The organism is Photobacterium sp. GJ3, assembly GCF_018199995.1.
Lineage (GTDB): Bacteria > Pseudomonadota > Gammaproteobacteria > Enterobacterales > Vibrionaceae > Photobacterium.
Map to the genome: position 1 here is coordinate 3,524,365 of NZ_CP073578.1, position 14,122 is coordinate 3,538,486.

The window sequence follows — 14,122 nt, forward strand, 5'->3', positions numbered from 1 at the left end:
TTACTGCGTTTTCTGTGGGGCACGACGGCGGTTACGCTGACGACCCTGTCCTTGTCCCTGACCCTGACGGGAGCCGCTGTTACTGCGACGTCCGCCGTTCTGGCGAGGTGAGCGCTGTACTTTAACCGGCGGCGGCAAATCGTCCAGCAGTGCACTCGGGTCGTAATTCGAACGTGGAATAGCATGCTCGATATACGTTTCGATGGCTGGCAGATTGTGCGAATAGACTTCACAGGCAAAGCTGATGGAATTGCCGAAGGCGCCCGCACGGCCGGTCCGGCCAATCCGGTGCACGTAATCTTCCGCATCGTCAGGCAGATCGTAGTTAAATACGTGGGTCACCTGAGGAATATGCAGACCCCGTGCAGCGACATCTGTTGCAACCAGAATGTCGACTTCACCTTGGGTGAACTGTTCCAGAATGCGCACGCGTTTCTTCTGCGGAACGTCACCGGTCAGTAGTCCGACGCGATGATTATCCGCTTCCAGGTGAGCCCAGATGTTTTCACAGCTGTGCTTGGTGTTGGCAAAAATGATGGCACGATCCGGCCAGTCTTCTTCAATCAGCGTCTGCAACAGAGACATTTTGTCCTGATTAGACGGATAGAACAGCTCTTCCTGAATGCGGTGACCGGTTTTCTGATCCGGTTCAACCACAACGTTTTCCGGCGTATTCATGTGTTCGAATGCCAGCTCTTTCACCCGGTAAGACAGGGTTGCGGAGAACAGCATATTCAGACGCGCTTTTGGTGTTGGCATCTGACGGAACAGGAAACGAATGTCTTTGATAAAGCCCAGATCGAACATCCGGTCCGCTTCATCTAGCACCACAACCTGAATGCTTTTCAGATCAATGACACGCTGCTTGTAGAAATCGATGATCCGGCCGCAGGTACCGATCAGAATATCGACGCCATTTTCCAGATGCTGTTTTTGTTTCTCGTACGCTTCGCCACCATAGGCCAGGCCTGCGGTCAGTCCTGTACTTTTGAGCAGTGGGGCTGCATCATTGTAAATCTGAATTGCCAGTTCCCGTGTAGGTGCCATAATGATTGCACGGGGCTGATTGGTTTTTCGCTCCTCAGATGCTGGTGTCAGCATTAAATGGTTAAAGGTGGCCGTCAGGAAGGCCAGGGTCTTGCCAGTCCCTGTCTGCGCCTGACCAGCAATATCACGGCCGGAGAGCACTACCGGCAATGCCAGGGCCTGGATCGGGGTACAATAATGGAACCCTTTGTCTTCCAGCCCTTGTAAAACCTGAGGGTGTAGCCCCAGATCGGCAAATTTCTGCTCTGTGATGTGAGTCGTCTTCATTCGTATAGAATATCAGCTTAGGGTTGCAATACGAAACGTATTCAATTCAAATAGGGCATCGATTTGCTGGTTAAAATAGAATCAGCGTTGAAAATCAACCATTGGAGTGGAAGATGAGCGACAAGATTGTGCAGCTGACAGACGCAAGTTTTGATAACGATGTGATTAATGCTGCAGGCCCAGTTTTAGTCGATTTTTGGGCTGAGTGGTGCGGACCATGTAAAATGATCGCGCCTATTCTTGACGAAATCGCAGATGAGTACGCAGGTAAACTGACGATTGGTAAGTTGAACATTGATCACAATGCAACAACCCCACCAAAGTTTGGTATCCGCGGTATTCCGACCCTGCTGCTGTTCAAGGACGGCGCAGTGGCAGCGACCAAAGTGGGCGCATTGTCCAAGACGCAACTGAAAGAGTTTCTTGACGCCAATCTGTAATTGGCAGAATTGAGACCTGGACCGCGTACAATGCCTCATTGTGCGCGGTGTCATTTCAGCGTACTAGACGACCGCCTGCTTTAGTGCTAAGTTATTGCACGTTAATTATACGACAGTTCATTTCTTGACCAGCCCCATTGGTCAAAGCTTTTCTCAATTATCAATTAACCATAGAACCCCTAATTTGACTGACAAGAAACCCACCACTATGAATCTTACAGAACTGAAGAACCAGCCTATTTCCAAGTTGGTTGCGCTCGGCGAAAGCTTGGGACTCGAAAACCTAGCGCGTTTGAGAAAACAGGACATCATCTTCGCAATTCTCAAGCAGCACGCCAAAAGTGGTGAGGATATATTCGGCGATGGGGTTCTGGAAATTCTGCAAGACGGCTTCGGCTTTTTGCGCAGCGCAGACAGCTCTTACCTGGCCGGCCCGGATGACATCTATGTCTCGCCAAGCCAGATTCGCCGCTTCAACCTGCGTACCGGTGATACCATTTCAGGTAAAATCCGGCCACCCAAAGACGGTGAACGCTATTTCGCCCTGCTGAAAGTCAACGAAGTAAACCACGACAAACCTGACAACGCCCGCAACAAGATCCTATTCGAAAACCTGACACCGCTGCATGCAAACGATCGCATGCGTATGGAACGCGGTAACGGCTCTACTGAAGACATCACTGCACGTGTTCTGGATCTGGCCTCACCGATTGGTAAAGGTCAGCGTGGTCTGATCGTGGCACCGCCGAAAGCGGGTAAAACCATGTTGCTGCAGAACATTGCACAGAGCATTGCTTATAACCACCCAGAGTGTGAGCTGATGGTGCTGCTGATTGACGAGCGTCCGGAAGAAGTTACCGAGATGCAGCGTCTGGTGAAAGGTGAGGTGGTTGCCTCGACTTTTGATGAGCCGGCATCCCGTCACGTTCAGGTGGCTGAAATGGTCATCGAGAAAGCCAAGCGCCTGGTTGAGCACAAGAAAGATGTGGTGATCCTGCTGGACTCGATTACACGTCTGGCTCGTGCCTACAACACCGTGGTGCCATCCTCCGGTAAAGTACTGACCGGTGGTGTCGATGCCAACGCCCTGCATCGTCCGAAGCGTTTCTTCGGTGCGGCACGGAATGTTGAAGAAGGCGGTAGCCTGACCATCATCGCAACCGCGCTGGTCGATACCGGTTCGAAGATGGACGAAGTGATCTACGAAGAATTTAAAGGGACAGGTAACATGGAATTGCACCTGTCTCGTAAGATTGCCGAGAAACGTGTATTCCCTGCGATTGATTTCAACCGCTCAGGGACTCGTCGTGAAGAGCTGCTGGCCAAGCCGGACGAGCTGCAGAAGATGTGGATCCTGCGCAAGATTGTTCATCCGATGTCTGAAACCGACAGCATGGAATTTTTGATTGATAAGCTGTCGATGACCAAGACCAATGATGAGTTCTTCGACGCGATGCGTCGTCAGAAGTCCTGATAACTCTGGCTTCATGTCACACTTCATTAAAACGCCACCTTGTGTGGCGTTTTTTTATTGCTGATAATATTCGAGGAACTACTCAATAGGGATAGGTTTATTCTCCCTGTGAATGAATAAGCGCTCATGTATTCAGCATCTGGCCAGGAAGGTGGAGGTTGAATACACGAATGGAATCGACAACCAAATAAAATAAGGACAAGAACATGCGACATGGATGGGGCATGTGGATCGGGTTGTGGATGCTGTTGCTTGCCTGGCCCTTGCAGGCTGATGAACTCAGCCCGCAGGAATTTCAGCAGGTGACCGCAGACGTTGTTCCGGCACTCAAATCACTCAAATCACTGTATCGTGACAGTGAGATCGACCAGCTGAACCAACAACTGGCGGACTTCCCGGTGCTGGCACAGGAAGCCCTGCGAGCGGGATTGGTTGAATACGCACAAACACTGGATCAGCTGGACGAAACCAAAGTCGCCTGGCTGGAGACTTTAGTGACCCGCAAACCCCGATTCACCCTGACCGAGCAAGGCGATGGTTATCGGGTGACACGTTCGGCCTTCAACTATGGCCCTCAGGCCCGACAACTTTTGCAGCACTGGCAGCGTGAACAGCTGGCGGCGGCATTCGTCCGTCAGGCGGACGCGGGTGATCTGGTGCTGAGCGACTGGTTGGCTGGTGAACGGAACGTGCAGCGAGTCCGTCGGGATATTGCGCTGGCCCAGCTTCCGGCGGTATCCGAACAGGGACAACGCTATCTGGCCAATCAGTTTCTGTCGGATAAACAGCTCCTCTGGCTGCCGGATAACGGATTACTGGCGTTACTGGCTGAAAGTACCGGCGATGAAGCACTCTATCAGCAACTCTGGCGCCGCCGGACCGATCAATACAGTCGTGCGGAGTTGAATCGCCTGACTGATCTGTTGCCGGATCAGCTCGCCGTGAATCAGCTGATTGAAGCCACACGTAATCCGTCGCTGAAAGCGCAGGCTTATCAGGCCTTGGCGACCCTCAAGCCGCTGCCTGCTCAAGTGGAAGTGTTTCTGTTAGCCAAGTTGTCAGAGCCTGAGGACGGAGAACTGGTGGCCGGACATCTGGTGAGCGAAGGGCACAGCAGCTGGCTGACGAAGCTCGCCGCCGGTACCAAGAGCTACACACTCAAGCGCAATCTGGAAACCGCGCTTTCCTCTTCCCTGTGATCGGTCATGGTGGCCTGCGAGGTCGCCAATAAATTCCCACGAAACAAGCATCTTGATAGTGATAAGTATATAATGTGTCCTATTTTCATCTCGGCCCTATGCGGGTCCGAGCGAGTCAACAGATAGGGTGCAGGAATGAAATTCAATGATCTGCGCGACTTCATTGCCTACCTGGAAGAGCGTGGGCAACTCAAGCGCATCAAGCAGCCAGTCGATCCCCGATATGAAATGACGGAAATCTGCGACCGGACCCTGCGGGCCGGTGGTCCGGCATTGCTGTTTGAAAATCCGGTGGGTTACGATATGCCGGTGCTGGCAAACCTGTTTGGCACGACTGAGCGGGTGGCGATGGGCATGGGTCGGGAAGATGTGCTGGAGCTGCGGGAAGTCGGTAAGTTACTGGCCTATCTCAAAGAACCGGAGCCGCCGAAAGGTTTCCGCGACGCGATCGATAAACTGCCGGTCTTCAAGCAGGTCCTGAACATGCCGGCCAAGCGGCTGAGTAAAGCGCCCTGCCAGCAGATTGTCTGGGAAGGGGATGAGGTTGATCTCGATAAAATTCCGGTGATGAGTTGCTGGCCGGGGGATGTGGCACCGCTGCTGACCTGGGGCCTGACGGTCACGCGTGGTCCGGAGAAAAAACGCCAGAATCTCGGGATTTACCGCCAGCAGAAAATCAGCAAGAACAAAGTGATTATGCGCTGGCTGGCTCACCGGGGTGGTGCGCTGGATATGCGGGAATTTATGCAGGCGCATCCGGGCGAGAAATTTCCGGTCTCTGTCGCTTTTGGCGCGGATCCGGCCACGATTCTGGGGGCGGTGACGCCCGTGCCGGATACCTTGTCTGAATATGCATTTGCAGGGTTGCTGCGGGGCAGTAAGACTGAGGTCGTCAAGAGCATCAGCAATGATCTGGAAGTGCCGGCCAGCGCAGAAATCGTGCTGGAAGGCTATATTGATCCCAACGAGTATGCCGATGAAGGTCCGTATGGCGATCATACCGGGTATTACAACGAAGTTGAGCGCCATCATGTGTTCACGGTCACGCATGTGACCATGCGGAAAGACCCGATTTATCACAGCACCTATACTGGCCGCCCGCCGGATGAACCTGCGGTGCTGGGTGTGGCGCTGAATGAAGTTTTTGTCCCGATCTTGCAAAAGCAGTTCCCGGAAATCGTCGACTTCTATCTGCCACCGGAAGGATGCTCCTATCGTATGGCCGTTGTGACCATGAAGAAGCAGTATCCGGGCCATGCAAAACGGGTCATGATGGGCGTCTGGTCTTTCCTGCGCCAGTTCATGTATACCAAGTTTGTGATCGTTTGTGATGACGATGTGAACGCCCGGGACTGGAATGATGTGATCTGGGCGATTACCACCCGGATGGATCCGGCGCGCGATACCGTGATGATCGAAAATACGCCGATCGATTCGCTGGATTTTGCTTCCCCTGTGGTTGGGCTGGGCTCGAAAATGGGTCTGGATGCAACCAATAAGTGGGAAGGCGAAACGCAGCGCGAGTGGGGCACCCCGATTATCAAAGACCCCGAGGTCGTCGCCAGAGTGGATGCCATCTGGGATGAGCTGGGAATTCTGAACAACTGACGTCAAATCAACACACGATGTATCAGATCAGGCTGCTGCCACAAGAATTGACCTTTTTTGTCAGGGATGATGAAACCCTGTTGTGTGCAGCACACCGGGCCGGGGTGGCTTTTCCACACCGTTGTCTGGTTGGCGCATGCGCCACTTGCCTGTGCCGCAAACTGTCGGGTGAGGTGGCATATCAGCTCGCACCAATGCTGACGGAAAAAGAGCAGGCCGCCGGATGGATTTTTCCTTGTCTGGCAATGGCCCGCAGCGATTTGGTACTGCTTTTAGAATAGAGGAACAGAATGTCGATTCAATGTGAAGTGAAGTCAGTCGAGTCGCTGGCTTGCAATACCTACCGCATCCTGCTGAAGCCAACAGCGCAGGTTGATTTTAAAGCGGGTCAGTACCTGCTGGCGGTGATGGGCGAAAAAGACAAGCGTCCGTTCTCGATTGCCAGCAGCCCTTGCCGTGGCAATGAACTCGAACTGCACATCGGTGCTGCGGACCATAATCCGTTTGCGATGGAAGTTGTCGAAGCGATGCAGCTGGCGATGGCGGAAGGCAAGTCATTTGAGGTGGAAGCACCGATGGGTGACGCGTGGCTGCGTGAAGACAGCGCCAAGCCGCTGCTGCTGATTGCCGGTGGTACCGGATTCTCCTATGTTCGTAGCTTGCTGGATAACTGTCTGAGCCGGGGCATGACCCAGCCCATCTTTGTGTACTGGGGCGGTCGTGATGATTGTCAGCTGTATGCCCATGATGAGCTGGTTGCACTGGCGGCACAGCATGCAAACCTGACCTATGTCCCGGTGGTGGAATCTGCCCCGGCAGACTGGCAGGGGAAGGTCGGTAATGTGCTGGAAGCGGTCTGTGACGATTTTGTCAGCCTGTCTGCTTACGATATTTATATCTGTGGCCGGTTTGAGATGGCGGGTGCTGCCCGTGAGCAGTTCACAGCGGAAAAAGGGGCCGATCGCGAGCGGATGTTTGCCGACGCGTACGCCTTTATCTGAATCGACGGATTAAACCTGAAAAAAGCCCCTGTGATCGCTGGATCACAGGGGCTTTTTGATGATTGCTTTTCATCCACAACCGCTGGCGGTGGGGTGGAATGGGGCAGGTCAGGCGTGTGCGGCAGCGACGCGGCGTTTCACCCAGGTTTCATTGACCCACAAAGACAACAGGATAATGGCACCGCCGATGATCAGGCGCGGATAGTCAACATCCCGGTTCCAGATCACCAGATTCACAATCAAGCCTGCTGGCACCAGTGCATTGTTCATAATGGCCAGTGCTCCGGCATTGACCAGTGTTGCGCCTTTGTTCCAGATGAAATAGCCCAGTCCGGATGCCACAATGCCCAGATACACCAGAATGCTCCACTGGGTGTTGGTGGTCGGCAGCTTGTCCATATTCCCGAACAGCAGGAACATCGGCAAGGCCACGCAGACTGCGCCGATATAAAACAGGGCAAAGACCGTGTGTTGCGGCAGATCAGCCTGCTCTTTTTCCATGATCACCTTGTAGCCGACCTGACCGATGGCAAAACACAGATTCGCGCCCTGAACGATAAAAAAGCCGAGAATGAAGTTTTCGTTGATCCCTTCAAATTTGATCACGGCTGCACCGAGCACTGCAATGGCTGCGGTGACCAGATACCAGGCCGAAAAACGCCGTTGCAGCAGATCGTAAATCAGGGTGACGTAAATCGGGGTGAAAATAGTAAACAGTAAGACTTCCGGAACCGACAGGTACAGGAACGACTGATAGTAAAAGCAGTACATGATGCCGAGCTGAAATGCGCCGATGACCATCAGCTTAAGCGCAAGTTTCCCGGTCAGATGCTGACGGCGCAGAAAAGGCAGGAAGACCAGTGCTGCCAGTGTCACCCGGGTCAGAACCGAGAACCAGGCATCGACCTGTCCGGCCAGATAGACCCCGATCAGGCTGAAGGAAAACGCCCACAGCAGCGTTATCGCAGTTAAATATCCCATTGCGTACATCCTTTGAAATTTGGGCGTATTGTAACTGAAATCCGCTTGCAGCCAATGGCAGGCTGGTCTGCTGTGAAGAAGTTGGGCGGGTGTCACGGCAACCCGCCCAATCGAGATCGCCCGCGGCGCGAGGGGCGCCTGGCCGGTGAAATTAGTGCAGAGGAACCATCAGCAGGTCAACCGGGGTATGATTGATCAGCTGTTTGGTCGAGGAGAGAATTTTGCTCCAGAAATCCTGATGATGGCCGCAAATCATCAGATCGATGTCTGACTCTTTGATGGTATTGCAGATTTCATCACTCAGATCACCGCTGCCCACGTAGGTATGAGTCACAGGAAATTCAGCCTGTTTGGCCAGCGCTTCCAGCTGTTCCTGAGCATGATCGGCCATCCGGTACTGTGCTTCGGCCATGTTGATATCAATCAGGCCGGTGTACAGCTCGGCATAGTTGGTATCGATATGGATCAGCGATAACTTGGCGTTGAGCGTCCGTGCCAGCGCCGCACCTTTTGTCACCAAAATTTGACTGTCTTCAGATAAATCAACTGCAACCAGAATATGTTGATAAGTCATAACCCGCTCTCCTGTAAGGTTTTTAATATGCTAACATGGCGTATCTGTGAAAAATGCTGTGCTGATCTCATTGCTTGCATTGACGGAATCTGCTGTGAGTGGCGTGGATATCCAGTTGGTTCTTTTTAGCTTTTTTTGATTTGTCGTCAGGATAAGCATGATACCTTGCACCTGGAGTTGCAAACTCAGTTATGCATAGTGACAATGTGTTGATTACACTTGATTAGGAAAGGAGTAGTGCGATGCTTGCTCAAGCAATGGTCGATAAGCTGAACGAACAGATTAACCTGGAGTTCTTTTCGTCCAACCTGTACCTGCAGATGAGTGCATGGTGTGAAGATAAAGGATTCGAGGGAGCAGCTGAGTTTCTTCGTCTGCATGCCGCGGAAGAAATGCAGCATATGCAGCGTTTGTTTACGTATGTGAGTGAAACCGGTGCACTGCCAATTTTGGGGACTATTGACGCCCCTCAGCATGAATATGCGTCTTTGGGGGAAGTGTTCCGCGCCACTTACGAACATGAGCGTTTGATCACTGAACGTATCAACAAACTGGCGCATGTTGCGTTTACAACGCAGGACTACTCCACGTTTAACTTCTTGCAGTGGTATGTTGCAGAACAGCACGAAGAAGAAAAATTGTTTAAAGGTATTTTGGACAAGATCGAACTGGTTGGCGAAGACGGCAAAGCGCTGTTTTTCATCGATAAAGATCTTGCCGCCATGGCGAAGCAGGAATCCAGCTCCGTGATGGGTCAGCAGGTGGGTTAACAGGCCTGGGTGTTATAGAGGCGGCGTTCCTTTCCGAAAGTACGCCGCTGTTGTCTACCGCTCCCTGTCATGCCCGGCCTGCGCAGAACAATAGTCGTTGTTCGGGGGGTACTATGATAAGTGGTGATGCAATCCTCATGGCCCTGTTTATTGTGGCCATAATCAATATTTCTCGTTATGTCAGCACGCTGAAAACTTTACTCGTCGTCATGCGCGAGTGTGATCCACTCCTTTATCAGCAGGTTGACGGCCGGGGCTTTTTTTCCTCTCAGGGGAATATGAACAAGCAAATCCGGCTCTTCCATTACATCCGCAGTCAGCAGTATCACAAGCACCATGATGAAATCTTCATGGCGAAGTGCGAAAAAGTCCGCAAGCTGTTTGTGCTGGCCAGCACCAGTCTGATGGTCTTTCTGGTGTCTATCTTCGTGGTCGCTTATCTCGGCATCTGACTGAAACGCGCGCGCTGATTGGTATTCCGGCGACAGTTGGGTAATATACGCACACTTGAAAAGGATGTTCGGTGATCCACTGGGTTACCGCATCCTTTTTATTTTTTGTTGCGTGTCGATAGCGGATAAGAGAATGGCTGAGAAGTTTGATGTAGTGGTGATTGGCGCAGGTGCTGCCGGGCTGATGTGTGCCGCAGAGGCCGGGAAGCGTGGCCGCTCTGTGCTGGTGGTCGATCAGGGTAAAAAGCCGGGACGGAAAATCCTGATCTCCGGCGGCGGCCGCTGTAACTTCACCAACTACGATGTCACGGCCAGTCACTATGTCTGCCGTAACCCGCATTTTGCCAAATCCGCGCTGGCGCAGTACACCCAGTGGGATTTCATTGCGATGGTTGCCAAACACGATATCGCTTATGAAGAACGGGATCATGGTCAGCTGTTCTGTCTGGACTCCGCGAAAGACATCGTCGACATGCTGCTGAAAGAATGTGATTTACCTACGGTGCAGCACCGTTACCGCTGCGACGTGCACGATATCACCAAAACGGACGATGGTTTTATCCTGATGCTCAATACCGACACCGTGCATTGTTCGTCGTTGGTGATCGCTACGGGCGGTTTGTCGATGCCAAAGCTGGGGGCCACGCCATTTGGCTATCAGGTTGCCGAACAGTTTGGTCTCAACATGGTGCCGACCACGGCAGGTCTGGTGCCTTTTACCCTGCATGTGGCCGACAAGGATGCGTTTGCGGACTTATCCGGGATTGCCGTTCCAGCGGTGGTCACCGCAGAAGACGGCACCAGCTTTAAAGAAAATATTCTCTTCACGCACCGGGGGCTGTCCGGACCGGCGATTTTGCAAATTTCGTCCTACTGGAAGCCGGGACAGGCGGTTTCTGTCGACTTACTGCCGACACTGAGTCTGGATGAAACCCTGCAGGCGATGCGTGATAAGCACCCGAATCAAAGCCTGAAAAACTCCCTGTCCCGTTTGCTGCCGAAGCGCCTGGTCGAAGCCCTGATTGAACGGGGGGATCTCGAAGACAAGCCGCTTAAACAGCTCAATCCAAAAGAAGTGCAGGCGCTGCACGACTATTTCCATCAGTGGCAAATTGCCCCGAACGGTACGGAAGGCTACCGCACCGCTGAAGTGACCCTCGGCGGTGTCGATACCGACGGACTGTCTTCCAAAACCATGGAAACCAAGTCTGTTCCCGGTCTGTATTTCATCGGTGAAGTGATGGACGTCAGTGGCTGGCTGGGTGGCTACAACTTCCAGTGGGCCTGGAGCTCTGGTTTTGTTGCGGGACAGCATGTTTAAGCGGGTGTAGAGGCAATGAAGTTTGCTTGTAGTGTGGCCAATGACACAAAGGAAACCCAGATCTGATTTCCGGAGAAATATCTACGAAAGCACGACTGAAAAAGATTACATTCAAGTGAGCAGTTGCTAAGCCTAAACGCAAAACAAGGACAACCAGCGCATGACCGATAATGTTGAAGACCAGCCACAGCCAAAAGAGCAAGAGGCCCTGATTGGTCGAAAGCGTGGGTTTAGTGACTTTGTGGTTTATGTCGATGAAAGTGGCGACCATAGCCTGACGTCTATCGATCAGGATTACCCAGTCTTCGTGTTGGCGTTTTGTATTTTCTACAAAGCGCACTATCTATCCAATGTCGTCCCCCAGCTTCAACAGCTAAAGTTTGACTATTTTGGTCACGATTTAGTGATTTTACATGAGCATGAGATCCGCAAAGAAAAAGGCGATTTCACCACGTTCAAAAATCGAGCGGACAAAAATCAGTTCTTAGGTCGTTTAAGTGAAATCATCGATGACAGTAACTTTATTCTTGCTTCCTGCGTGATTGAGAAGAATAAAATACGGAATCCTGAAGAGGTGGGAAATCCTTATCATATTGCTCTCAAGCACTGCTTAGAAACCTTGTATGATTTGGTAACAGAAAAGGGCCAGCAAGCGCTTGAGACGCATGTGATTGTTGAGTGTCGAGGCAAGAAAGAAGATAACGAACTCGAGCTGGAATTTCGCCGCATCTGTGATGGTGAAAATAAATATCAGCGAGATTTGCCCTTTAAGATCCGCATGGCATCAAAAACCTCTAATTCGGCTGGGTTACAGTTGGCAGATTTAGTCGCAAGGCCAATCGGTAGGCATGTGCTTAATCCGACTCAGGTAAACCAAGCATTCGATACATTGCAGAAGAAATTTTACTGTGAAGGTGGCAGGTGTGCAGTTGGTCAAGGTTTTGACCAGTGGGGGCTTAAGCATTTTCCTTAGTATTTTCGGGAGTCTATTTCAAATTTACCTGTCTCCAGATAGCGAAAAACCTCGATGATACTCACCGAGGTTCCAACGCCGACCGGGCACTCCCAATCCACTTGCGCTTAGTATAGTGGACAGCACGGAAAAAATTCAAGCGTAATATGACCACATGACGTGGTACATCAACTTCCCATGACACGGGAGGATTACCTCAGCGGATTGTTCGCAATCTTCCTGGTTTCACTTAGACTTTTGGTCAGAGATTGAAAGAGACCCGTTTCGTAAAGCGGATCAGGAGAGCGCATGGACATACGTGAAGCGTCGCTGGCGGAAGCGGCGGCGGTCTTAGCCCGAATCAGCGAATTTGATCATCCGGAAACAGAAGAAAGCCTCGCGAGTCGGGTTCGCGGGCGTAGTCCCTTGATTCTGGTGGCTGAAGAGCAAGGCAAGCTGATTGGTGTGAAAATTGGCTACCGCTTATCGGAGACCTGTTATTACAGCTGGCTGGGCGGCGTGGTGCCGGAAGGGCGACAGAAAGGCGTCGCACAGGCATTGATGCTGGCTCAGGAAGTCTGGGTGAAAGCCCAGGGGTATCAGGAACTCCGGGTGAAGTCCCGAAATCGCTTTCCTTCGATGCTGAGATTACTGCTGCGCAATGGTTATCAGATTGAGCATATGGAAAAGAAAGACGGGATTGAAGATTACCGTCTGCATTTCGTTAAGTTTGGTTTGGATCGGCCTAAATGAAAATAATTCTCAAATAGTGCTTGATCTATAAATGAGAATGGTTATTATTACATTGCTTCCAGTGTACTTCAGCGAATCGCAGAGGTGACGTGTAGGGCGACATCATCTGCTTCATTTTGCTCAGCGGTGCTTGTTATCAGGCACCGCTTTTTTCTTTTTTGCCGCTTGCACTTCAGCAGGAGGTTGCCTGTTCTGAGAAAAGCCTTTGATACTTCAGTTAAATGAAAATTATTCTCAATCATTGCTTGCAAATGAAATGAGAATGGTTATTATTAACTTGCACTCAGCGGGAAACACCAAGCAGTATTCTTTTCCGATGAAGGCACGACATTGCTCACATTGCTTCCAGTAATACAGCTTCGGTTGGGTTTATCGTGTAGGGCTTTAAACCGGGACCAATTCTGCTGAGCGGCGCTTTTCTTGAAGCGCCGCTTTTTCTTTTTCAGGCAATTTTCACCAGATGCTGTACCAGCTTGTTGATCCCGCTGGCAGCTTCCGAAATACTGCCAGCCATCATATAGGCGGGCGTACTCAGCAGACAGCGTTCCTGATCCAGTACAAATTCATCCACAGGACAGTCGATGTGATCGCCGCCCATGGCGCGAAAAGCACTGGCAACGTCTTTATCATTTCCGATGGTTCCTTTCGCATCTTTGCCGTATATCTGTGGGATCAAGACCGGTGCAATACACAGGTAGCCCGCTGGTTTTTGTGCTTTGGCAAATTCCTGACAGGCCCGTTTGACTTCAGGGTGGATCTGACACTGTGCGCCCTGAAAGGCAAAGTCAGACAGGTTTTTGGCTGCGCCAAAGCCACCAGGCAATAGCAGCGCATCGAAATCACGGGCACTGAGCTCGGTGATATTCTGGATCTGACCCCGGGCGATCCGAGACGCTTCCACCAGCACATTACGGGTTTCATGCATGGGTTCGCCAGTCATGTGATTGATCACATGGTGCTGATCCATATCCGGTGCAAAACAGTGCCAGCTTGCACCAGCCTGCTCAATTGCATGGAGCGCCAGAACAGCTTCATGGATCTCACTGCCGTCAAAGACACCGGCGCCGCTTAAAATCACTGCAACCTTCTTCATCTTGGTCTCCTTTTTGTTCAGTCTTGGGGAATTTGGCATCGCTTTGGGTGATTACACCGCCATCTGATAACTTTTTCCACATTTCATGATCATTTAAGGATCTTGGATCACATTTATTTTTTGTCGGTAAGTTTTTGTTTTAAATGAAAATAAAATTATAAACCAAACAAAAATGTAAAAATGATCATTA

Annotated in this window: 15 protein-coding genes; 11 read left to right on the forward strand and 4 right to left on the reverse strand. The window is 51.4% G+C overall.

Going from position 1 to position 14,122, the window contains the following annotated elements; all coding sequences use genetic code 11:
• A complete protein-coding gene (gene rhlB, locus KDD30_RS16435; RefSeq protein WP_211646774.1) occupies window positions 1-1,314 on the reverse strand; it encodes an ATP-dependent RNA helicase RhlB in 1,314 nt (437 codons plus the stop codon).
• A gap of 113 nt (window positions 1,315-1,427) precedes the next feature.
• Here rhlB and trxA point away from each other — a divergent pair, with 113 nt between their 5' ends.
• The 6 genes from trxA to fre all read left to right on the forward strand — a co-directional run bounded on the left by trxA (window position 1,428) and on the right by fre (window position 7,036).
• A complete protein-coding gene (gene trxA / locus KDD30_RS16440) occupies window positions 1,428-1,754 on the forward strand; it encodes a thioredoxin TrxA (RefSeq protein WP_211646775.1) in 327 nt (108 codons plus the stop codon).
• Window positions 1,755-1,962: 208 nt separating this feature from the next.
• On the forward strand, window positions 1,963-3,228 hold the full coding sequence (gene rho / locus KDD30_RS16445; protein ID WP_211646776.1) for a transcription termination factor Rho: 1,266 nt from the start codon (window positions 1,963-1,965) through the stop codon (window positions 3,226-3,228).
• Between the two features lie 206 nt (window positions 3,229-3,434).
• Window positions 3,435-4,427: a hypothetical protein gene (locus tag KDD30_RS16450; protein WP_211646777.1), complete on the forward strand. Its 993-nt coding sequence runs from the start codon at window positions 3,435-3,437 to the stop codon at window positions 4,425-4,427.
• A gap of 135 nt (window positions 4,428-4,562) precedes the next feature.
• A complete protein-coding gene (gene ubiD, locus KDD30_RS16455; RefSeq protein ID WP_211646778.1) occupies window positions 4,563-6,035 on the forward strand; it encodes a 4-hydroxy-3-polyprenylbenzoate decarboxylase in 1,473 nt (490 codons plus the stop codon).
• A gap of 17 nt (window positions 6,036-6,052) precedes the next feature.
• Window positions 6,053-6,316 carry a 2Fe-2S iron-sulfur cluster-binding protein gene (locus KDD30_RS16460; RefSeq protein WP_211646779.1) on the forward strand — a complete coding sequence of 88 codons (264 nt, stop codon included), beginning with the start codon at window positions 6,053-6,055 and terminating at the stop codon, window positions 6,314-6,316.
• Window positions 6,317-6,325: 9 nt separating this feature from the next.
• Complete coding sequence (gene fre, locus KDD30_RS16465) at window positions 6,326-7,036, forward strand: NAD(P)H-flavin reductase (protein ID WP_211646780.1); 711 nt, start codon at window positions 6,326-6,328, stop codon at window positions 7,034-7,036.
• Between the two features lie 108 nt (window positions 7,037-7,144).
• Here fre and KDD30_RS16470 read toward each other — a convergent pair whose 3' ends face one another.
• Together KDD30_RS16470 and KDD30_RS16475 are read right to left on the reverse strand one after the other, a co-directional pair.
• Window positions 7,145-8,017 carry a carboxylate/amino acid/amine transporter gene (locus KDD30_RS16470; protein ID WP_211646781.1) on the reverse strand — a complete coding sequence of 291 codons (873 nt, stop codon included), beginning with the start codon at window positions 8,015-8,017 and terminating at the stop codon, window positions 7,145-7,147.
• 151 nt (window positions 8,018-8,168) lie between these two features.
• Complete coding sequence (locus tag KDD30_RS16475; protein ID WP_211646782.1) at window positions 8,169-8,591, reverse strand: universal stress protein; 423 nt, start codon at window positions 8,589-8,591, stop codon at window positions 8,169-8,171.
• A gap of 242 nt (window positions 8,592-8,833) precedes the next feature.
• Here KDD30_RS16475 and ftnA point away from each other — a divergent pair, with 242 nt between their 5' ends.
• The 5 genes from ftnA (at window position 8,834) to KDD30_RS16500 (ending at window position 12,839) form a co-directional block, all read left to right on the forward strand.
• Window positions 8,834-9,361 (forward strand): non-heme ferritin, encoded by a 528-nt coding sequence (ftnA, locus tag KDD30_RS16480; protein WP_211646783.1) that lies wholly within the window; start codon window positions 8,834-8,836, stop codon window positions 9,359-9,361.
• 113 nt (window positions 9,362-9,474) lie between these two features.
• Entirely contained in the window at window positions 9,475-9,813 is a 339-nt protein-coding gene (gene uspB / locus KDD30_RS16485) for a universal stress protein UspB (RefSeq protein WP_211646784.1), read from the forward strand.
• A gap of 133 nt (window positions 9,814-9,946) precedes the next feature.
• On the forward strand, window positions 9,947-11,134 hold the full coding sequence (locus tag KDD30_RS16490) for an NAD(P)/FAD-dependent oxidoreductase (protein WP_211646785.1): 1,188 nt from the start codon (window positions 9,947-9,949) through the stop codon (window positions 11,132-11,134).
• Window positions 11,135-11,294: 160 nt separating this feature from the next.
• Window positions 11,295-12,107, forward strand: a complete 813-nt coding sequence (locus tag KDD30_RS16495; protein WP_211646786.1) for a DUF3800 domain-containing protein — start codon at window positions 11,295-11,297, stop codon at window positions 12,105-12,107.
• Window positions 12,108-12,395: 288 nt separating this feature from the next.
• Window positions 12,396-12,839: a GNAT family N-acetyltransferase gene (locus tag KDD30_RS16500; protein ID WP_211646787.1), complete on the forward strand. Its 444-nt coding sequence runs from the start codon at window positions 12,396-12,398 to the stop codon at window positions 12,837-12,839.
• 442 nt (window positions 12,840-13,281) lie between these two features.
• On the opposite strand, the gene elbB is transcribed toward KDD30_RS16500, so the two are convergent.
• Window positions 13,282-13,932, reverse strand: a complete 651-nt coding sequence (gene elbB / locus KDD30_RS16505; RefSeq protein WP_211646788.1) for an isoprenoid biosynthesis glyoxalase ElbB — start codon at window positions 13,930-13,932, stop codon at window positions 13,282-13,284.
• Window positions 13,933-14,122 lie beyond the last annotated feature (190 nt).

Coding starts and splice junctions, on each gene's coding strand:
- KDD30_RS16490 (WP_211646785.1), top strand. CDS start 9,947: ATGGCTGAGAAGTTTGATGTAGTGGTGATTGGCGCAGGTGCTGCCGGG.
- KDD30_RS16470 (WP_211646781.1), bottom strand. CDS start 8,017: ATGGGATATTTAACTGCGATAACGCTGCTGTGGGCGTTTTCCTTCAGC.
- trxA (WP_211646775.1), top strand. CDS start 1,428: ATGAGCGACAAGATTGTGCAGCTGACAGACGCAAGTTTTGATAACGAT.
- rho (WP_211646776.1), top strand. CDS start 1,963: ATGAATCTTACAGAACTGAAGAACCAGCCTATTTCCAAGTTGGTTGCG.
- ftnA (WP_211646783.1), top strand. CDS start 8,834: ATGCTTGCTCAAGCAATGGTCGATAAGCTGAACGAACAGATTAACCTG.
- rhlB (WP_211646774.1), bottom strand. CDS start 1,314: ATGAAGACGACTCACATCACAGAGCAGAAATTTGCCGATCTGGGGCTA.
- KDD30_RS16500 (WP_211646787.1), top strand. CDS start 12,396: ATGGACATACGTGAAGCGTCGCTGGCGGAAGCGGCGGCGGTCTTAGCC.
- KDD30_RS16450 (WP_211646777.1), top strand. CDS start 3,435: ATGCGACATGGATGGGGCATGTGGATCGGGTTGTGGATGCTGTTGCTT.
- uspB (WP_211646784.1), top strand. CDS start 9,475: ATGATAAGTGGTGATGCAATCCTCATGGCCCTGTTTATTGTGGCCATA.
- elbB (WP_211646788.1), bottom strand. CDS start 13,932: ATGAAGAAGGTTGCAGTGATTTTAAGCGGCGCCGGTGTCTTTGACGGC.
- KDD30_RS16460 (WP_211646779.1), top strand. CDS start 6,053: ATGTATCAGATCAGGCTGCTGCCACAAGAATTGACCTTTTTTGTCAGG.
- fre (WP_211646780.1), top strand. CDS start 6,326: ATGTCGATTCAATGTGAAGTGAAGTCAGTCGAGTCGCTGGCTTGCAAT.
- KDD30_RS16475 (WP_211646782.1), bottom strand. CDS start 8,591: ATGACTTATCAACATATTCTGGTTGCAGTTGATTTATCTGAAGACAGT.
- ubiD (WP_211646778.1), top strand. CDS start 4,563: ATGAAATTCAATGATCTGCGCGACTTCATTGCCTACCTGGAAGAGCGT.
- KDD30_RS16495 (WP_211646786.1), top strand. CDS start 11,295: ATGACCGATAATGTTGAAGACCAGCCACAGCCAAAAGAGCAAGAGGCC.